The 18,202-nt window shown below is 63.3% G+C and carries 26 protein-coding genes and 1 pseudogene; 9 read left to right on the forward strand and 18 right to left on the reverse strand.

Going from position 1 to position 18,202, the window contains the following annotated elements:
- Positions 1–134 precede the first annotated feature (134 nt).
- The 3 genes from BLR31_RS05125 to BLR31_RS05135 are packed head-to-tail and all read right to left on the reverse strand — an operon-like array spanning position 135 to position 1,191.
- Positions 135–683 (reverse strand): phage tail tape measure protein, encoded by a 549-nt coding sequence (locus tag BLR31_RS05125; protein WP_090592954.1) that lies wholly within the window; start codon positions 681–683, stop codon positions 135–137.
- Positions 680–880 carry a rcc01693 family protein gene (locus BLR31_RS05130; protein WP_090592957.1) on the reverse strand — a complete coding sequence of 67 codons (201 nt, stop codon included), beginning with the start codon at positions 878–880 and terminating at the stop codon, positions 680–682. Before BLR31_RS05130 ends, BLR31_RS05125 begins: the two co-directional genes overlap by 4 nt.
- On the reverse strand, positions 877–1,191 hold the full coding sequence (locus tag BLR31_RS05135; protein ID WP_090592960.1) for a gene transfer agent family protein: 315 nt from the start codon (positions 1,189–1,191) through the stop codon (positions 877–879). Before BLR31_RS05135 ends, BLR31_RS05130 begins: the two co-directional genes overlap by 4 nt.
- Before the next feature lie 76 nt (positions 1,192–1,267).
- On the opposite strand from BLR31_RS05135, the gene BLR31_RS05140 reads away from it, so the two are divergent.
- Together BLR31_RS05140 and BLR31_RS05145 are read left to right on the forward strand one after the other, a co-directional pair.
- The gene (locus BLR31_RS05140) at positions 1,268–1,537 is read left to right on the forward strand and encodes a CopG family ribbon-helix-helix protein (protein ID WP_090592964.1); all 270 of its coding nucleotides are present in this window, start codon (positions 1,268–1,270) and stop codon (positions 1,535–1,537) included.
- Positions 1,538–1,540: 3 nt separating this feature from the next.
- A complete protein-coding gene (locus BLR31_RS05145; protein ID WP_090592966.1) occupies positions 1,541–1,822 on the forward strand; it encodes a type II toxin-antitoxin system RelE/ParE family toxin in 282 nt (93 codons plus the stop codon).
- Positions 1,823–1,981: 159 nt separating this feature from the next.
- Here BLR31_RS05145 and BLR31_RS05150 read toward each other — a convergent pair whose 3' ends face one another.
- From BLR31_RS05150 to BLR31_RS05195, 11 genes and pseudogenes are all read right to left on the reverse strand, one after another.
- Positions 1,982–2,395 carry a phage major tail protein, TP901-1 family gene (locus BLR31_RS05150; RefSeq protein ID WP_090592969.1) on the reverse strand — a complete coding sequence of 138 codons (414 nt, stop codon included), beginning with the start codon at positions 2,393–2,395 and terminating at the stop codon, positions 1,982–1,984.
- Between the two features lie 64 nt (positions 2,396–2,459).
- On the reverse strand, positions 2,460–2,867 hold the full coding sequence (locus BLR31_RS05155; RefSeq protein WP_090592971.1) for a DUF3168 domain-containing protein: 408 nt from the start codon (positions 2,865–2,867) through the stop codon (positions 2,460–2,462).
- Positions 2,864–3,205, reverse strand: a complete 342-nt coding sequence (locus BLR31_RS05160; RefSeq protein ID WP_342027580.1) for a phage head closure protein — start codon at positions 3,203–3,205, stop codon at positions 2,864–2,866. The genes BLR31_RS05155 and BLR31_RS05160 overlap by 4 nt, the downstream gene beginning before the upstream one ends.
- On the reverse strand, positions 3,202–3,780 hold the full coding sequence (locus tag BLR31_RS05165) for a head-tail connector protein (RefSeq protein ID WP_090592976.1): 579 nt from the start codon (positions 3,778–3,780) through the stop codon (positions 3,202–3,204). Before BLR31_RS05165 ends, BLR31_RS05160 begins: the two co-directional genes overlap by 4 nt.
- Before the next feature lie 323 nt (positions 3,781–4,103).
- Positions 4,104–5,328, reverse strand: a pseudogene (locus BLR31_RS05170) (phage major capsid protein).
- Between the two features lie 124 nt (positions 5,329–5,452).
- Positions 5,453–5,941, reverse strand: coding sequence for an HK97 family phage prohead protease (locus BLR31_RS05175; protein WP_090592979.1), 489 nt, complete (start codon positions 5,939–5,941; stop codon positions 5,453–5,455).
- Positions 5,938–6,075 carry a hypothetical protein gene (locus tag BLR31_RS21595; protein ID WP_176762518.1) on the reverse strand — a complete coding sequence of 46 codons (138 nt, stop codon included), beginning with the start codon at positions 6,073–6,075 and terminating at the stop codon, positions 5,938–5,940. Before BLR31_RS21595 ends, BLR31_RS05175 begins: the two co-directional genes overlap by 4 nt.
- A complete protein-coding gene (locus tag BLR31_RS05180; RefSeq protein ID WP_090593669.1) occupies positions 6,075–6,263 on the reverse strand; it encodes a hypothetical protein in 189 nt (62 codons plus the stop codon). Before BLR31_RS05180 ends, BLR31_RS21595 begins: the two co-directional genes overlap by 1 nt.
- A 175-nt stretch (positions 6,264–6,438) precedes the next feature.
- A complete protein-coding gene (locus tag BLR31_RS05185) occupies positions 6,439–7,596 on the reverse strand; it encodes a phage portal protein (RefSeq protein ID WP_090592982.1) in 1,158 nt (385 codons plus the stop codon).
- A gap of 193 nt (positions 7,597–7,789) precedes the next feature.
- Complete coding sequence (locus tag BLR31_RS05190; protein ID WP_244504947.1) at positions 7,790–9,085, reverse strand: DNA-packaging protein; 1,296 nt, start codon at positions 9,083–9,085, stop codon at positions 7,790–7,792.
- Positions 9,072–9,503: a hypothetical protein gene (locus tag BLR31_RS05195; protein ID WP_090592984.1), complete on the reverse strand. Its 432-nt coding sequence runs from the start codon at positions 9,501–9,503 to the stop codon at positions 9,072–9,074. The genes BLR31_RS05190 and BLR31_RS05195 overlap by 14 nt, the downstream gene beginning before the upstream one ends.
- Before the next feature lie 202 nt (positions 9,504–9,705).
- Between BLR31_RS05195 and BLR31_RS05200 the strand changes: the two genes are divergently transcribed.
- From BLR31_RS05200 to BLR31_RS05210, 3 genes are read left to right on the forward strand one after another with little or no spacing between them, the layout of a single operon-like run.
- On the forward strand, positions 9,706–9,960 hold the full coding sequence (locus tag BLR31_RS05200) for a PepSY domain-containing protein (protein ID WP_176762519.1): 255 nt from the start codon (positions 9,706–9,708) through the stop codon (positions 9,958–9,960).
- Entirely contained in the window at positions 9,960–10,172 is a 213-nt protein-coding gene (locus BLR31_RS05205) for a hypervirulence associated TUDOR domain-containing protein (RefSeq protein ID WP_090592989.1), read from the forward strand. Before BLR31_RS05200 ends, BLR31_RS05205 begins: the two co-directional genes overlap by 1 nt.
- A gap of 42 nt (positions 10,173–10,214) precedes the next feature.
- Complete coding sequence (locus tag BLR31_RS05210; RefSeq protein ID WP_090592990.1) at positions 10,215–11,198, forward strand: M23 family metallopeptidase; 984 nt, start codon at positions 10,215–10,217, stop codon at positions 11,196–11,198.
- Here the strand turns inward: BLR31_RS05210 and BLR31_RS05215 are convergent.
- A complete protein-coding gene (locus tag BLR31_RS05215; RefSeq protein ID WP_143009315.1) occupies positions 11,170–11,661 on the reverse strand; it encodes a hypothetical protein in 492 nt (163 codons plus the stop codon). The two genes, BLR31_RS05210 and BLR31_RS05215, sit on opposite strands and share 29 nt — an antisense overlap.
- A 235-nt stretch (positions 11,662–11,896) precedes the next feature.
- On the opposite strand from BLR31_RS05215, the gene BLR31_RS22295 reads away from it, so the two are divergent.
- Both BLR31_RS22295 and BLR31_RS05230 read left to right on the forward strand, forming a co-directional pair.
- Positions 11,897–12,346: an RES family NAD+ phosphorylase gene (locus BLR31_RS22295; RefSeq protein ID WP_143009316.1), complete on the forward strand. Its 450-nt coding sequence runs from the start codon at positions 11,897–11,899 to the stop codon at positions 12,344–12,346.
- Positions 12,347–12,574: 228 nt separating this feature from the next.
- Positions 12,575–13,363, forward strand: a complete 789-nt coding sequence (locus BLR31_RS05230) for an FRG domain-containing protein (RefSeq protein WP_176762520.1) — start codon at positions 12,575–12,577, stop codon at positions 13,361–13,363.
- Positions 13,364–13,470: 107 nt separating this feature from the next.
- Here BLR31_RS05230 and BLR31_RS05235 read toward each other — a convergent pair whose 3' ends face one another.
- Positions 13,471–13,683 carry a tautomerase family protein gene (locus BLR31_RS05235; RefSeq protein WP_090593676.1) on the reverse strand — a complete coding sequence of 71 codons (213 nt, stop codon included), beginning with the start codon at positions 13,681–13,683 and terminating at the stop codon, positions 13,471–13,473.
- A 176-nt stretch (positions 13,684–13,859) separates the two neighbouring features.
- On the opposite strand from BLR31_RS05235, the gene BLR31_RS05240 reads away from it, so the two are divergent.
- Positions 13,860–14,651: an ion transporter gene (locus tag BLR31_RS05240; RefSeq protein ID WP_090593005.1), complete on the forward strand. Its 792-nt coding sequence runs from the start codon at positions 13,860–13,862 to the stop codon at positions 14,649–14,651.
- Here the strand turns inward: BLR31_RS05240 and BLR31_RS05245 are convergent.
- Positions 14,643–15,866, reverse strand: a complete 1,224-nt coding sequence (locus BLR31_RS05245; RefSeq protein WP_176762521.1) for a PqqD family protein — start codon at positions 15,864–15,866, stop codon at positions 14,643–14,645. The two genes, BLR31_RS05240 and BLR31_RS05245, sit on opposite strands and share 9 nt — an antisense overlap.
- Before the next feature lie 34 nt (positions 15,867–15,900).
- Here BLR31_RS05245 and BLR31_RS21600 point away from each other — a divergent pair, with 34 nt between their 5' ends.
- Positions 15,901–16,191, forward strand: coding sequence for a hypothetical protein (locus BLR31_RS21600; protein WP_176762522.1), 291 nt, complete (start codon positions 15,901–15,903; stop codon positions 16,189–16,191).
- Between the two features lie 620 nt (positions 16,192–16,811).
- Here the strand turns inward: BLR31_RS21600 and BLR31_RS05255 are convergent.
- Positions 16,812–18,119 (reverse strand): S8 family serine peptidase, encoded by a 1,308-nt coding sequence (locus tag BLR31_RS05255; RefSeq protein WP_176762523.1) that lies wholly within the window; start codon positions 18,117–18,119, stop codon positions 16,812–16,814.
- Positions 18,120–18,202 lie beyond the last annotated feature (83 nt).

Below are 18,202 nucleotides of genomic sequence, written 5' to 3' on the forward strand. Positions count from 1 at the left end.
ATCCCGGCCCTGCGCCGGGACCCAGTATGCTCCGCGCCAGAGACCGAACTAGGTCATCGCCTAAACCCTCGGAGCATACTGGATCCCGGGTCTCCGCCCAGGATGACGCCGGTGCAGGAGGCAGCACACTGCCCTTACGTCCCCCGCGACCCCCGCCGCACCGCCCGCAACAGCATCGCGCTCACTTCCGCCTCCGCCGCCGCAAAGCTCCGCGCATCGCTTGCCGTCACATTGAAATTCACCGTCACGCTCCCGCCCCCGCCGCCGGCAACACCCAGCCGCCCATCGGCCCCACGTCGTAGGGGCATGATCGCCTCCGGCCCCGCCTCGCCTGCCAGCCCCCATTGCCCGGCCATCGGGAAATAGGTTGGCGCCGACAACACCCCACCCTTGGCAAAGGGCTTCACCCGCCCCAAAGCCGGATTCAGCCCCGTAAACAGGCTCTCGATCCCGCCCCCGACCATTTCGCCCAACGGCTTGAGCGCCGCTTTCAGCGCAATATCGGCAAACGCCCGCCCGATATCGCCAAGCAGCGTCCGCAAACTTCGCCCCTCCATGATCGCTCCCCGCAACCCCCGCGTCAGGCTCCCCGAAACTGACGATCCCAGATCCCGGATGCGCTCCAGCTCCACCGAAACGTCCGACAGTTCCGCCTCAAAACTCTCGCCGAAAATCTCGCTCATCGCCCCTCTCCATCTGGATGCCGCGCCATCAGCGCATCGAACGCATCGCGCCCCAGCGGCGCTGCCCGCCCGCGCCCCGCCAGCCCCTCATGGGCCGCCGCGATCTCGCGCGGCGTCATCGCCCAGAACGCCTGTGGCGCCAGCCGCAGCGTCCCCAGCCCGAACCCCATGACATCGGCCCAGGGAAACCCGCTCATTGCGCCGCCCCGAACGTCGCCTCGAGCAGCCGCACGCAAATCCGCGCCGCCCCCGTCAACCCGCCCTCGATCGAGAGTCGCGCCAGATCGTCATCGGTGACAGCGTTCCCCGCGCCACGCAGCCCGGCGCCCAAAATCGCCGTCAAATCCCGTGCCGATACCCGCCCCTCGGCAAACCGCTCGACCAGCCCGTTGAGGTCGCCTGTCTGCAACCGAGCCTCCAGCTCCGCCAACGCGCCCAGCGTCAGGCACAGCGTTTTCGTCTCGCCGCCGATCTCGGCGTCGATTTCACCCCGTTGGGGATTGGCCATGGCTGGCCCTCCATATCTGTGTTAGCTTGTGCTCGTTGCGACTATGTTGTGTTTACATGTACACAGGGAGGCGAACATGCCCGCCACCACCACGCTCACCGTCCGCTTGTCGGCCGAAACCAAAGCCAAGCTCGACCGCCTGGCCAAGATCACAGAGCGCTCGAAATCGTTTCTCGCCGCCAAGGCGCTGGACGAGCATGTGACCCGCGAACTCGAAATCTGCGAAGGCATCCTTGAGGGGATTGCCGAGGCTGACGCGGGCCGCACCGTACCGCATGAGGACGTCATGGCCGAAATGCAGGCCATTATCGATGCCGCTTCTGCCGAGCAGCGCAAGCGGGCCTGACCGGTGCGGACCACACGGTGGACAAACGCCGCACAAGCCGACTTGCGTGGTGTCATCGCTTACATTGCCACTGATAATTCTTACCACGCTCAAACGGTTAAAGACCGTATTCAGACCGCCGCCGACGGTCTGGCGCGATACAACACAGGTCGGCCAAGCCGTTTCCCGAACACTTACGAAAAGCTCGTCAGCGGATTGCCCTACATCCTCGTTTATCGCGTCGAGAAATCTACAATCGTCGTCCTGCGCCTCATCCACACCGCCCAATCCTACCCGCCGCGTTAGGCGACTGGTCAGTCAGCGATCCCGGCTCGACCTACGCCCCATCCCGCGATGACGGCGCCGCACGCAGGAAATTCACCAACCCCTCCACCTTCACCCCGGGATTTATTCCCGGGGTCCAGCGCCACCTCGCCCCTGCGCCAGCGTCATCGGCGCCCTCGCCTACCCCGCTGCGAACGTGATCTCCCCGGCACTCTCCAGCGCCAGCTCGAACGTCACTTCCCCCGCATGGTCGCCGGCAAATTCCAGCGCCACGATCTGGAATGGTCCTTCGACCACCCCGAAATCGGGCAAAATCAATTGCCAGTTGCGGATCGTCCCGCCGAAAAACAGCGCCCGCACCTGGGCATCCGACGCCCTGTCCTTAAAAATCCCCGCGCCCGAAACCGAGGCCCGCTTGATCCCGCCGCCGGCCAGAAGTTCCCGCCACCGCCCGGCGCTCTCGGCATCTGTCGTATCCACGCTCGCCGCGTTGAAGGCGAGCTGCTTGGTCCGCAGCCCCGCCACCGTCAAAAAACTCCCCGACCCGGTCTGGTCGAGTTTGAGCAACATGTCTTTGCCACTCTGGGCCGTCATCGCGTGTTCCTTCGATAAAAATTTCGAAACAATGTGGCCGCGTCAGCCGAAGGCTGAAACGCCCTCACCCCACCGCCTCCGAAAACAACCGCAGCTCCACGGCCGCCCTTGCCCGCCCCGTCGCCAGGTCGATCGCCGTCTCGGTCCGCACGTGCCGGCGATGCGTCACAACATGCCCGCCCGTTTCCAGCGCCCCGCCCAGCGCCACGGCCTCGATCCGATCGGCGATCTGGATCGCCTTGATGCGCGAAGGCTGCGGGCTCCAGCAATGCACGGTCACCCGGTGCTCGAACCCCGGAGCATCGTCGCCGTCGCGCGGCACCGCATCATGGCGGAGGATCGCCACATAGGGCGGCTGCATCCCTCTGGGCGGCGCGTCGAAAACGGCGCCCTCCCCGATCAATAGCGCCAGCCCCGCATCCGCGCCCCATGCCGAAACCAGCCCCGTCTGAATATCTTCGAGCGCCGTCATCCCACCACCGCCGTTTCCACGCACAGGCAGTCGAGATAGGCTTTGCGCCCATTGATATCTTCCGCCTCGACCACCTCCAGCGCCCGCCCGCGATAAACGATGCGATCGCCGGGACTCACATCCTTGCGAAACCGCAACGTCACGGCGTGGGTCGATGTCGCCGCGCGTCCATCGCCCTCGCGCATGATCCGCGCCGAGCGCGAGCGCACCCTGGCCCACACCGAGGTCATGGGAAAAAACATTGTCTCATGCCCGCCACCGGGCATCGGCGCCATCTCGCGCTTTTGCAGTTGTACCCGATCCCTCAGGCTGCCGACCGGCGGCACCGCCCCCCTCACAGCCGCACCCGTTTGTAGGGCGCGACCAACCGATCGAACCCCGCCGGCACCGGTGCCCCGGCACCCGAAACGATCACCGCATCGCGGTTTTCATACCAATACGCCACCAGCGTCTTGAGCGAATGCACGAGGTCGGACGGCACCTCGTCAGGCTCGGTCCCGAACCCGGCGACGTAATCGATCTCGATCCCGTTACGCTCCCTCAGCACTGGCGCCCCGTCCACCACGCGTGGACAGATGATCCGCGCCGGCACCGCCTGCCCGTCGGGCAAAAACTGGTCCACATCGACCTGGTACTCGACGCCAGCGACGTCATAGGCCCTGATCTCGCTGATCGTAATCATCGGTGACATCGGCAACCGGATCGCCCGATCCTCGGGCCATCCATCGCGCACCACCCGCCAGGTCTGCGCCAAAAGCGCCCGCCCCGTCACGCCCTCGACATGGATACGCGCCGCCGCGATCAACGCCTCGATCAGCCCGTCTTCCGCCTCGTCCTCTACGCGCAAAAACGCCTTCATCTCGACAAGCGAAACCGGCTCCCGGGCGGGTCCCGCCAGAAGATAGGAAGTCATGATTGTTCTCTTTTGTTAGTTGGTTTTTAGCGATGGGGCGAACCGCTGCTCGCCCAACCCTAGACCTGTCACCCCGGGCGAAGACCCGGGGCCCAGTATGCTCAGCAGTGCGGATCAAGCCGCAGCGGGCCAGACCACCTCGGTGCATACTGGATCCCGGCTCAAGGCCGGGATGACAGGCGATGGGGCCATCGAAGGGCCGTTGCCCGCGATCGGATCAGGGTGTGGCGAAAGCGGTATTGGCAGAGAACCGGAGCGCAGCGTGTACTTTGGTACGTGAGCACCGGAAGCGCACGTCAATGCCGCCTGCAGCCCGCCCTCATTCATTCGCCGAATTTCAACAGCTTGATCGCATCGAAATCGGCAATCCCACCGCCCACGCGCTTGGTCGTATAAAACAGCACGTAAGGCTTGGCCGAATAGGGATCACGCAGGATATTCACGCCCTGCCGGTCGACAATCAGATAGCCACGTCTGAAATCCCCGAACGCCGCCGAAAAACTGTCCGCAGCGATATCGGGCATGTCCTCGGCCTCTACCAGCGGAAAGCCCATCAGGCTCGCGCGCCCCTCGGGCGAAGCCGCCGGCTGCCAGAGGTAATTGCCCTCGGCATCCTTGAGTTTGCGCACCGCCCCTTGCGTACGCCGGTTCATCAGCCAGGTCGCGTTCTGCCGATAACCGGCCTTGAGCGCATAAACGAGATCGATCAGCGCATCCGCCGGCTCGCTCGCCCCGAACCCGCCATCGGTGCCGGTCGCCACATAGCCCAGCTTCTCCCAGGCCCAATCGCCCTCCTCGACAGTATCGGCGGTCAGAAAGCCGGTCGGTTTGTTGACGCCGTCGCCCAGCACGACGCCGCCGTCTCCTGCTCGGCAAATGCCGCATTCACTTCCTGGGCAATCCACTGGCCCACATCGACGGCCGCATCGTCCAAAAACGCCTGCGTCGCCGCCGGCATGGCGTAGAGTTCCATGGTCGGAAATGTCAGCTCGTCGATCACCTGCGCATTGGTCTGCGCCCGCGCCGCCGTCTCGCCGACCCAGCCCACCTGTGGGCCCGTCACGGTGATAGGCTTTTTATAGACCGACGACGACACCTGCCGGACGCCGCAAATGGCGCGCATCGGCGAATGCCCGCCAGAAGCGTCGCGATCTCGGTCTCGGTTTCGCTCGGCACCAGATAGCCGCCATCGGGGTTCGACGCCACCGAAAGCGCCTTTTCCTCGCCGCGCTTCACATAGGCGGAAAAGGCGTCCTTGTATTCGTCGCCCGCCACCACGCGACCGCCATCCAACGCCGGACGCGCCTTGTCCACCGCTGCCTTATCGAGCGCGGATTTGTGCCCATCGAGAATGGCGTTGAGCTTTTCAAGCTTGCCCTCGAGCAACCCGTCGGCCGAGCCGCGCTTTTCGAGTTCGCCCAGGCGCTGGTCGTTGGTCGATTTGAACTCTTCGAACGCCGACATGAACTCGCCGAACAGCACGTTCATATCCCCAGCCGACATCGCCGCCACCTTGGTCTCAAGGCGCGGTTCGCTATGTTTTGTCATCGATTTTCCCTTGTTTACTTAAGAAGTTTTATTCGCCTAAGCGTCTCGCCATTTCGCGACGCCTCTCACCGTCATCCTGGGCGAAGACCCGGCGTGACGGCGGCAGGTGGCAAGTCCCAGTCCGCTAACGGCGCATCATCCGCGTCGCTGCGCCCAGTCGCGCCGCCAGCCGGCTGTCCCCGTCCGGCACTGACGCAATCCGCGCCGCCTCCATCATCGGGAACGTCACGATCGAGATTTCCCACAGATCCACGGCCCAGAGCCGCCGTGTGCCCGTCCGCCCTTCCCGGGTCGCGCGCACAGCCCGAAACCCGATCGAAAGCCCATCGATGGCCCGATGCGCGATCAGCGCCCGCAGGCTCTGCGCCCTTGGCACCCCATCGATCAGCCGGCCCGACACCTTGAGCCCGAACCCGTCCTCGACGATCTCGTCCCAAAGCCCGATGGGCTCCTTGGGGTCATGCTGAAACAACAGCCGCACCCTGTCGGTGCCCCGTTTGGCCAGCGTGTCGCGAAATGCGCCCGGCATCACGATGTCGCCCCCACCATCGACACGCCCGAACACCGATGCGTAACCGGCAAATCGCCCCTCGGCGTCGATCGCCAGCGTCATCGCGACACCTCCGGCTTGCGCTCCATGGACTTACCCGGACGCTTGGCCAGCGTGCCCGCCAAATTCCAGGCAAACTGCCGAAACACATCGGTCGCCTGCCCCTCCTTGATTGTCGTCCGCTTTCCCCTGCGCATCAGTCCTTGTCCCTGAACAATCGATTGAGATGGGCGATTTCGGTCACAAAAGTGTTGAACCGCCGGTTCGCCGCCGACAGCTCCTTGAGCAGCATCAGCGCCACCGCGCTCGCCCCGCCCGCCCACAAAAACAACGCCACATGCGCCAGATCGCCCTTCGCCAGCACCGTGGCTATGATCTCGTCCATTTCCGTTCCTTCCCGGCCCCAAAGCATCGGCTACCGCAGACCACGACCCACACTCCTCGAAAAGCCGCAGCCAGACGCCCCCTCCCTTGGGGGGAGAGCTGGCGTGAGAGGGGTTTGCTGAGTTAGCGAGGGGTCATCGTCTCACCCCGCCACCGCGATCCAGCGCCGGCCATCCTCACCGCCCCCCGAACCCCAGCAACTCGCGCTTTTCGTCATCGGTGAGAAAACTCGCATTCCCCACCCGCTCCCAGTCCTTGGCACGATCCGCCGCCAGCGCCTCGATCCCATCGAAATCGGGAACCAGTTCCACTCCGCCAAACGCCGGTGACAGCCAATGACCCAAGGCACCGACAATGGCGTGCACCAGCGGGATCACCGTCTGTCGCCACAGCGCCCGGTTGGCTTCGGCATAGTTTGAATATGTATTGTCGCCCTGGATCCCCAGCAGCATCGGCGGCACCCCGAACGCCAGCGCGATCTCGCGCGCCGCAGCGTTCTTGGCGTCGAGAAAATCCATGTCGCGCGGCGATAGCGCCATCGAGCGCCAGTCGAGCCCGCCTTCCAGCACCATCGGCCGCCCGGCATTGGCCGCGCCCGCAAATCCGTCTTCGAGTTCAGATTTCAGCCGCTGATACTGATCCTCGGTCAAATTCCCCGAAGCCGCGCTATAGACCAGCGCCCCGGATGGCCGCGCAGCGTTTTCCAGCAGCGCCCGGTTCCAGGCCGTCGCCGCGTTGTGCGTCTCAAGGCTCCCCTGCGCCGCTGCCAGAGGCGCCTGCCCATAATGATCATCGATCGGATCGAAGAGCTTCAGATGCAGCACCCGCGCCACCGGCTCGCTATCGAGCATCAGCCGCTGGGTTTTCCCGCCAGCCGTATAGGCGTAGCCCACCGGCCATCCGTCCTTGCCCGCGATCACTGCCATGCGATCAGGGCGCAATCCATATAGCCCCTTGACCTCCCCCTCGACGATCGCCGCATCGAGATACGCGTTGCCCGCGATCAGTAGATAGGACACCAGGCCTTCGATCAGCGCCTTGCCGTCCTCGCGTCGGTTTGGCCGCCGCAGCAGCGTCAGTAAGGGATGATCGGTCAAAACCTTATCCCCGTCCCGCACCTCCAGCGGCACCCGCGCCGCACTCTCGGCCACCATCCTCACGCAGCGATAGACCACGGGGTTTTTCGCAAACCCCTCATTGGCCAGCGCCGCAAACCCTTTTTTCGCGCCCCCGCTCAAGCCCAGAGGCGAAAGCGTAAACATCGTCTGCGCCACGGCCTTTGTCTCAGGCACACGCACCGAACCACCCCACAGGCGGTCGAGCCAGTTTGGCATTGCAATCTTCCTATTTGGGTAAGTTCATCAGGAACGCCGCAGCATCCCCATCATATCCAAACCATACCCCACCAGCGTGACGCGGGGATAAGTTCGCGCATATGGCAAAGAAAAACCCCGCCGGAGCGGGGTTTTACGTGCGAATTAGGCTGTTCAACACCTCTGTGGAAGTCAAGACAAGTGTGGAGCTTCGTCAAATCCGCACCCGCGGCACCGGCCCGTCCCGCAGCAACAGCTCCGTGACCGCCCACACCAAGGCGTCCAACCGGTCCGGCGAGTGCCCCTCGGCCAACCCATCGGGCCCAAACGCGCAGAGTTCGTCTTCCAGCGCCTCGAACATCCCCGCATGATGCACACGCCCCTGGGCATAGAGCGCTGCCACCGGTTCCGCCCGCACCCATTTGCCGCGATTGGCCCGGACGGCGCGCACCGGCACGCTCGCGTCGACCTGGCCGAGCACCTGCTCTACCAGATCGCCGCCCTGGTTTACTTCGGCAACGATAACGTCGGCTTGGAATTCGTGAAACGCCGTCACGGCAACGCGCGCCCAGCCCATTGGTGAGGTCCCCTGCACGGTCCGGTCGGCCAGCACCACCGCCTTGTCGCCCCAGCGCCCCGCCACCACGATGCCGCACGCATCGGAGGTCGATTTCCCCGTCACCGGCGGATCGACCGCCACCACGACGCGGCCCAGCCCGGGCACTTCGTCCAGCCGCCCCGCATCGATCTGCGCCCGGTTCCACAGCGCCCCCGGCACGTCCTCGACGAGTTCACCCTCGATTTCCTGCCGCGCCAGCACCGTGTTGCGATATTGCGAGAGGATATAGGCGATGAAATTGGGCGATAGATTCTCTTCATTGATGATCGTGGGCATACGCTGCACCACCGTCCCCGGCTCATTGATCAAGCGCTTGAAAAGCTTTGTCGATCTCGGCGTCGTCGTCACCAATTGCCGCGGCCGCGCGCCGACGCGCAGGCCGAACTGCAGCATGTCCCACGCCCCTTGCGCCTTGGGCCATTTCGCCAGCTCGTCACACCATGCGGCCGCAAATTGCGGGCCGCGAAACCGCTCGGGATCGTTGGCCGGCATCAATATTGCCTTGGCGCCATTGGGCCAGACCACCACCCCACGCCCCGCCTCGAATTTGGGCTGCTGACCCGGCGGATGCACCTTGAGCACCCCCGAAAGCCCCTCGACCATGATGGCCCGGGCCTCGGTCATCGTTTCGCCCACCAGCGCAATGGGGCTAACCGGGAATTGGCCCGTCGCCAGCTCCCGCACCCATTCCGCGCCGGCTCGCGTCTTGCCCGATCCGCGTCCGCCGGTCAAAATCCATGTCGTCCAGTCACCCTCGGGCGCCTGCTGATCGGGTCGGCCGATGAGCTCCCAGTTGAAGGCCAGCCTGGTCATCGCGTCATTGTCGGCCTTTTCAAGCGCCGCGACATGACGCGCCTTATCCTCCTCGGTGTATTTCTCACTCTGTTTCAAGCGCTTTCACCCGCCGGATCAGTTTCTCGCGCACCGCTTCAAGTTCCGGGTCGAGCCGCGCTGTCTTCCTCGTTTCGGCCTTGTTGTGCACATCCTGCAGTTCGGTGAGCTTTTCGTATGTCTTGGTGATCGTTTCGATCAGTTTGGTATCGGCCATATCGAATGCCTCGTTGGTGTCCAGCTTGGCTTCAAGCAGGGCGATCTGCCGTTCCAGCAGATGCATGAGTTTGTTGATGATCACCCGCCGCTGTCCCCGGCTCGTCCAGAGCCGCCGTGGGCGCCAGATTTCCTTGATCTTGCGATGGTTGATCCGGTCGAGTGTCACGCTGTGCTTTTCGGCGATCGCGCGCACGGAAATTTCGCCCGCTTCATAGTCGGCGCGAACCATCGCCCAGTCCGGTTCCCCGGTCTCGGTCATGGATCAATCCTCGTGTGGTTGGAGAAGGGTGGTGAGACGGGCAACCGTCAGTGGCAGGAGGTAAACCCCATCGGGCCGCACCAATCTCACCATGCCACAAACATACCCGCCCGGCGTGACGCGGGGATAAGTTTGTCGCTGGGTAATGAAACCGGACGCCATCGACAGCGTTAAGCAGGCGCAACACAATGGGAAAAAATCCATGCGCCAACTTGCTCTTGCCCTTCTCCTCTCCACAGCTCCCCTCGCACCGGCCCTCGCCCAGGACAATGACTGGCCGAGCGAAACCGATATCAGCATCGAAGAAGCGATCGAAATCGCCTATGGCGAGGGCATCGCCACCTTGCGCGAAGTCTCTTTTGACGATGGCCGCTGGGACATCGAGGGCCTGAGCGCCGACGGTGCAGAGATCGAGTTTGAAATCGACGGCGCATCGGGCGACATCGTCGGTCGCTGATGCCACTGCGCAAAGGCAGCAAAGTCCGGTGGCACTGGTCGAACGGCACCGCCACCGGCAAAATTTTAGAGCGCTTCACCGATGAGGTGGAGCGCACCATCAAGGGTGCCACGATCAAGCGCAAAGCCACGCCGGACAACCCCGCCTTCCTCATCGAAACCGAAGATGGCGATCGCGTACTGAAATCGAAATCCGAGGTTGAGCGCGCCTGATAGCGGCTCCACTGTCACGATCCTGCCGAAAAGGTCCCGCGCATGCACCGCACACTCATCAGTCTCCTGGCCGCCTCTGTCGCCCTGCCCGCCTTGGCTCAGGATCAGTCGATCCTGGATATGGGCCGCGAGCGCACGGAAGCCTTCTTGGCCGGAGATCTCGATGCCATCTGGTCCGATATGACGCCAGACATGCAGGCGGGTCTCGGTTCGCTCGAGGCCTTCGAAACCTTCCAGAGCCAGGTCGAAACCGATCTTGGCGAGGAAACCGCAATCCTCGATGAAACGACCACCGACGCCAGCGGCCTCGACATCTATACCCGCATCGGCCAGTGGTCGGGCCTCGATACGCCCATCGTCATCGACTGGGCGTTCGATAGTGAGGGCATGATCGCGGGCTTTGTCGTCCAGCCTCAGCCACAAGCTGCCGAGAGTGCTTATCTCGACTACGAAACCCAGGCCGATCTCCGCCTCCCCTTTGACGGCGAATGGTACGTCTTCTGGGGTGGCCGAGAGATCGCCGACAATTATCACGCCGCCGAGCCCTCGCAGCGTTTCGCCCTCGATTTCGTCGTCAACCAGGATGGCCAATCCTATTCGGGCGACGCCTCCGACCTTGAAAGCTATCACTGCTGGGGCCGCGAAATCCTGGCGCCCGCCGATGGTCAGGTCGTCGCCACCGTCAACGATCTCCCCGACCTGCCGATCGGCGAAACCGATCCCGCAAACCCGGCCGGCAACCACGTTATTCTGGCCCTAGCCGAAAACGAATTCGCCTTCCTCGGCCATCTCCAGCAAGGCTCGGTCACGGTCCAGCAGGGCCAGGAGATCGCGCAGGGAGACGTAATCGGTCTCTGCGGCAATTCGGGCAACACATCCGAACCCCACCTCCACATCCACCTTCAGACCACTCCGGTGCTTTTCGAAGGCGAAGGCCTGCCCGCCCAGTTCCAGACCTACCTCGCCAACGGCGAACCGGTTGACCGCGGCGAACCCCTCAGGGGCGAGACTGTAGCGGCGGAGTAGTCGCCTCCGGCACGCGCGGCGCGCAGTACGCCAACGCGGTATTGATCGTCGTCAACGACCCCGTCAGGTCGATAAACCGAAACTCGGCGTCGACGTCATCGACATGCCGCAAATAGACGAATGCGCCAAAGCGCAGGCGCTCCTCGAGCCATTCCGCATCGCTCTCAACGAACCGCGCTCCATACGGCGCATCATCGGCAGCTACCGCCTCGCCGGTAAAATTCTCCCGATCCGCCGTCATCTCCCACCGCCCGACATCTCCGCCGGCGCGGCTCGTCCACACATGTACCCCCGTCGAAAAATCATCCTCGCACCGCACCACAAGGCAGGCAAAATCCTCCGCTACCGCCTCCCGATCACATCCGACCGCCGCCCTGTCCCCCTCCCCCTGCAACGCCGAAAAGCTCCACCCCGCCCCCTGCGCCAAAGCCGGCCCCGCCGCCATCGCCAAAGCGAAAATCACTGCCCGCATCCCGCTGCCTTTCGTGCCGTTTCAGTCATCAGCGCCTACCTCGAGCATCACGATCCTACCGCGCCGCCGCGAGACCGATAGAAGCGCTTTCGAACCCATTTCCGACGTCCGAGTCCAGCCAATACTGCCGAATAGCAGCCACTTACAACCAGCCTTGTCGCTTGATCAATTGTATCCGCTCGCGCATGATCTTTCCCATCAATGCTGATCTGCATAAGGAAAGTTGTTGGGTAAGCTAGTTGGGTTTTCTGGTCCAGTCTGGCGACTGATTCCTGCTACCGCAGCAGCCACGCCCGCAATGCCAGCGACGGCTATCGAAGGTCGGTTTCATCATTCTGGACAGACGGCGGCGTACGCTTCGCTAAGCGTCGAGGGGACCGCCGTAGCCATCAAGCGATACCTCAACGATGGCGTTTCGCGTGTATTAGTGCCAATGTGGTTAGAGGCCCCTTTCATTTCCGACCAAAGAGAAAATCCAGAAGCATCAATAGTCTGGCAAGACGCACGCGCGTGTGGTGAGGTTGCTCCAACTTGGGCCGTTTCTGACCGTGCGCGCGCAATTGGCGCGCTTGCCATGCTGTATTCCTCGCGATCAAGGCCAGACCTTACACACGTGGTGGTATTCGACCCCGCCTGCCTCACATATGTCGGGCCAACTACGGTTTTTAAACCGTAGAGCCGAGCAAATAGATATGCGCGTCGACTCTAATCTCGCCAACAGCGTTCAGGCTCTTCCCGTCGTTCCATGTGACAAATCGCTTGGTGACGGACGACTGGTCGGTGACGATGCATCTGCAGATATTTCGTGCCCGTAAATAAGCACCGAAAGCGGGGGTTTGATTCCGCTGATTACGCATGTGTCCGAATGACTGCATCGCGGGGTCGCAAGCCGTATCCACCGGAAATGAAGAAATTCAATGACAGCCGATTCGGGAAAGTCATCGAGCCTGAGTCTCCCAGCGAACTACTCGACCTTATCGCCTTTGGCAGCGATGGAACTGGCACGACAGTGCGGATGTGGAGAGGGCAGTCGGATGAGCAATGGCTCATCGACAGCGCAGCATACAGAAAGATGCTCCTGTCCAAAAATGACGAACGCATGGAATGGCATGTTGCCCACTATGAGAAACGGCTGCTCGAGAAGGCAAGGCACAAAGGCTACGGCATATTAGATGGGAGAAACCTAAGCGATTTCGAATTGCTCGCGCGGCTTCAACACCATGGGGCCGCTACTCGTTTGATTGACACCAGCCGCAGTGGGTTGATTGCCCTCTACTTCGCCTGTCTCGGCAACTTTGACCGGGCAGGAATGCTTTTCGGCATCCACACTGACTATTTGGGTGGCGGCGAAGGTAAGCTACTGGACGAGACGTACGATGAGCGAGTGAAGTCTATCGAAAAATACAATCACCCGCAGACGTGGGAGCCGCCTGTCGTTTCGCCTCGGATCGCTGCTCAACATTCCCAGTTCATCTATAGCACTACAAAAGTCGGCCTCCCGCACGGAAGTCTCGCAATCGAAAAATTAGATTACCTGCTTGCCATCAGGATTCCAGCACAAGAAAAGCAGGTATATCTGGCGATGCTCTCAGCGAATTTTGACGTCAATCACCTGTCGCTCTTCCCTGACATCGATGGGTTCGGCATCGCTTATGGGTCAGGTCTTGAACAGTGGGCGAATGAGCGCTGGTAGTCACCTTCAAGCTTTAATTGATTGATTATTTAATGGCGGGATCTCTCGCTGCAACTTTCCAAAACCTGCCGGTCCGCAAACCACCCCAAAGCAGCCGCCCTCGCCGCTTATTCCGGACTTTCCGGCTGCTGCCATAAATCGGTAAGCGAAACGCCTTTTCGTCCCCAATTGTCCGTGTCCACCTCATCGATGATGACGAATATGTACTCGGGGTTGCGTCCAAGCTCTTCGACCAAAACGTCTGTCATGCGACGGATGACGGACCGCTTTTGCTTAGGGGACGCAACGCCCTTGGCGATTTCGACCCTTACAATTGGCAAAGTTCCCTCCCACTGGCCCCAGCCAGACACCGCCCCATGGCTTCTTCGCACAGACTAGCGCATTCAGCTGACCACCAGCAAACCCCCGCATTCTCCCCGTCCCTCCCCACGCGCGCTTGACCCGCGCTCACAAATCCGCTTTCCCTTCGCGCGCAACACGCCCCGGAGTTCCCTTCATGCGCGGCCAGCTCGCTCTGTTCCTTTCCTCCCGCCGTTGGGAGCAGTTCATCATCGCGGTGATCGTCATCAACGCGATCACGCTCGGGCTGGAAACCTCGCCCGAAATCATGGCGGCCATCGGCCCGGCGCTCATCGCCCTCGACAGCGTCATCCTTGCGATCTTCGTCGTCGAGATCGCGCTGCGCCTTTATGCGAACGGGCTGAAATTTTTCCGCGATCCGTGGTCGATCTTCGATTTCGCCATCGTCGCCATCGCGCTCATTCCCTCTTCCGGCCCGTTCACCGTGCTGCGCGCGCTGCGCATCCTGCGCGTGCTGCGGCTGATTTCGGTCGTGCCCTCGCTGCGCAAGGTCATCGGCGGGCTGATCTCCGCCCTGCCCGGCCTCGGCTCGATTTTCGTCCTGCTGCTGCTGGTGTTTTACGTCTTTGCGGTCATGTCGACCAAGCTCTACGGCCCGACATTCCCCGAATGGTTCGGCTCGATCGGCGCCTCGCTCTATACGCTGTTCCAGGTGATGACACTGGAAAGCTGGTCCATGGGCATCGTCCGGCCCGTCATGGACGTCCATCCGGAAGCCTGGATGTTCTTTATTCCCTTCATCGCCTGCACGGCCTTCACGGTGCTCAACCTGTTTATCGGTGTCATCGTTTCGGCCATGCAGGAAGAGCATGATTCAAACGCGGAAGCCGATCGCGCCGCCATCCACTCGGAAACCGGCCTCGTCCTCGCCGAGGTCAAGGCCCTTCGCGCCGAAGTGGCCGAACTGCGCAAGGAGCGGCTAGGCTGAAACGATCAGCCCATTGCGCTCAAGGTCGGCAAACAACGCCTCGGCGTCCGTCATCACGACGATCCGCGGCGTGTCCGCAAAGGCGTCCGCCAGCAGCGCCCCCGCTTCGCGCGCCGAGATCGGCTCCTCGAGCAGTGCCCACACAGCCCCCGCGAGCGCGTTGAGGTTGAGCACCGTCGTATCGTCCCTATCGAACAGGAACACCTCGTCACCCACCCGCTTGGCCACGATGCCGGGTGCGCGCATAAAAGTCGCCTCGGGCGCAATGGCCCGACCGCGGGCACGCCCCGACCGGGGCGCAATCTCCAGCGGCGTACCGGGCTCGGGCTGCCCCTCCACCAGCCCTGCCGCATCGACCGGCCAGGCTGCAAATTTGTCCATCAGCAATGCCGCCGCATCATCGAGGCTGCTGTAAAACAGCCTTATGCACGGCACGCTTTCGAGCAGCCCTTCCAGGCGCCCGGTCAGCGCGCTGGCCGGGCCGGTGCGCACCATGTTGCGCAGCAGCAGATGCCGCAGCGCCTCGGCCCGATCGGCGGGGGCAAATCCTGCCGGCCCATCGGCGCGCCGGTCCAGTAGCAGCACGACGCCAATCGGCGCCGTGCGCCCATGCGGCGCGATATTGGACGTGTCGAGGTAGCAATACCGCCCGTCATCGGCCGCTGCGTGGTCGCGCACATGGCCCGCCAGCGTTTCGCCCGACCCCTCCGGCAGCGGCAGGCGCGGACGCGGCGGCACGCCAAGCGCCAGCCCGAAATTGTCCGGCGCTGTAATGGGCAGCATGTCGTCGGCATAAACCAGCACCGGTTCGGCCGCCATCCGCGCGGCCAGCGTGCTTTTCCCCATGCGCGCGGTCCCGGTGGCAATCACCAGCCGACCGGCAATTTCAAAACTCATGGCGTGCAGGCAAAGGTGATCCGGATGCGCGGCAAGAAACGACTGCGCTGCATCCACGATCGCGCCGCACGCCGCCCCTACCGAAGACAGCCCGTGCAAAGGTTCATCGAGAAAGGGCGAGGTCACCGAATAATAGCCCTGGTCTCCCACGACCGAAATCGGCGCCGCATCGGGTTCGGTGGAAACCTGCGGCCATCCGGCCAGCACCGTCCTTACGTGCTCGGCCACCCGCCCCGCATCAACGCACACAACCGGATGCGTCGTACCGGCAAACTGCATCTTGTCGATTGCGGGCGCCTTGCGCTTTGCGATGTCCATGTGTCTCGTCCCCAAAAGTGCGAAGGCGCGACGGGTGGCCGCGCCTTCGATCATCGATTATGCCCCCTGGCTGCGCAACCACGCCAGCCACTGGTCCATCGTCCATCCCGGGGGTGGGCCGGCCCGACGGGCACCGGGGCGGCTCGGACCGCTTCCACGGCGCGTCCCCGACGTAACCCGGCTCGGCGCACTGGCGCGGCTCGGTGCGCTGGCCCGGCTCGGGGCACTCGCCCGGCTCGGTGCACTGGCACGGCTCGCAGCGCTGGGGGCACTGCCACCCGAGGCATGCGCCTGGCTGAGCGATAGCATCACCGGCGCCATATAGGCGACGCCTGCAGCAAGGCCCAACTTGGCCAGCAGCTTCCGCCGCGACTGGGAGGGAGCATCCTTATCGTGTTCGGGCAGATCGTTCATTGTCTCAGATCCTTCTTCACTGTCGTTGACTGTCGTCGTGGCCACTGAAGGCATAACGATGCGATCTGCGCTTTATTCCCGCCGCCTGATTTTTTCTTCCCATCTACGGATCGCCACAGGGCCCCTCGGGTCAAGCCCAGGGTGACGGGTGGCGTAGAAGGCAGTCGATCGACTTGTTGCCCATTAGTTGATCTCACACGCATCATCCCCACCACTGTCATCCCGGGCGAAGACCCGGGATCCAGTATGCTCCGTGGAACCAAGTTGGCGCCGAAGACACCATCATGCGCCGAGCATACTGGGTCCCGGCTCAAGGCCGGGATGACGGTGGGGCAAGGTGAGGGAATAGCCCACACCACGGCCTCCCCAAGCCAAGCCAGACCGGGGAATGACGGTTGGGGGTAATGTGCGCATGTGAGTCCGAAGCAATTTAGGGACCGGTTGCGTTCAGGGATACGCGGGCCGCCTCCCCCGCCACCGTCATCCTCGGGCTTGACCCGAGGACCCACGCAGCGCCCGCCGCGACCACCCTTACGCTGGCAAAAGGCAGAGCGTACTCGCGTCCACGAGCCCCCAGCCATAGACCCCGTCCCACCCCGCATCGCCAAGATCGACGGCGCGATCGGCAAGGAGCGTCACGGTTTCCTCGATCGGCAGGTCCGGATTTTCCAGCCGCGCCACGGCCAGTGCCGCGGTCACGAACGGTGCAGCGTAGCTCGTGCCCGAGCGCAATCGGCCGCCAGAGACCGACGCCGCCGTCCACAGTCCCACCCCCGGTGCGGCAAAGCGGATATGTTCGCCCGTGACCGCCTGCCGATAGACCGTGCCCTGACTGTCGATGGCCGTCACCGCCACCACATGGCCGTAAGCGGGGGGATAAAGCGGCTCGGCCCTCGGCCCATCATTGCCCGCCGCAGCGACCAGCGCGATGCCCCGCTCATGAAGAAGCAGTGTCGCCTCTTCGAGCAGCTCATTGCCCGGACCGGCAAAACTCATATTGATGATATCGACCCCGGCATCGGCGAGTTGGTCCAGGGCCTGCAGCAGAGAATAAGCGTCCGCCGCATCCCCCGCCGTATCGGCATGAAACGCATCGACCGCCACAAGCCGCGCATTGGGCAAAAGCCCCGGCGTGCGCGTATCGGCCCGCCCGATCAACAGGGCCGCGACCGCAGTTCCGTGCACCAGCCCCGCCGCCGCCCGCCCGTCGGTATCCGCGCTCAGCATCTCGAGCGATTGCCCGGCCAGCGCCTCGTGGTCGGGATTGATCCCTGTGTCGATCATCCCAATCACCGGTGCCGCCGTGCAGGGCTCGGGCTGCGGCCACCCAACCAGCGAAAACGCCGCGCATTCATCGTCGACGCACAGCATTTCGCTGGTGCGATAAAGGTCGTTGTGGTGCACGGCGCCGACCGGCAAAAGCGCGATGGCCCGCGCCATGGCCTGATCGTAGCTCAGCCCAGCAGGCGCCCGGAACCGCCCCACCCATTTACCCAGCAGCCCCAATTGCCTGCGGCTGATCAAGAGGAACCCATCGTCTTCGAGCAGCGCAAATCCCTCATCGGCATCCAGCGCCACCACCAGTTCGACCGGCCGCGCCGGCGCCGGGCGCGAGGGTTGCGCCTGCGGCTGCGGCGTCGCACGCGATGGCACCGAGGCGCGCGATGGGCGTGTCGCGCGCGATGCACGCGATGCGCCGCTTACGGAATCGGACGCGCGTGCCGCGCTCAATTGCAGAACCGTCGGCGCCACATAGACCATTGCCGCCGTCAGCCCCAGCCGGGCCAGCAGCGCGCGCCGGCGCATCGATTTCGGTTGGCTCGCGCCGTCATTGTCCATCACCATGGTCCTCTCGTTCGCACCTCTGCGCACAAAACGCCGTCGGCCCCAAGTTTATTCCCCTCCACGCAACAGCGTCAGTC

This window comes from Pelagibacterium luteolum (assembly GCF_900100665.1).
In the GTDB taxonomy this organism is placed as follows: Bacteria; Pseudomonadota; Alphaproteobacteria; order Rhizobiales; family Devosiaceae; genus Pelagibacterium; species Pelagibacterium luteolum.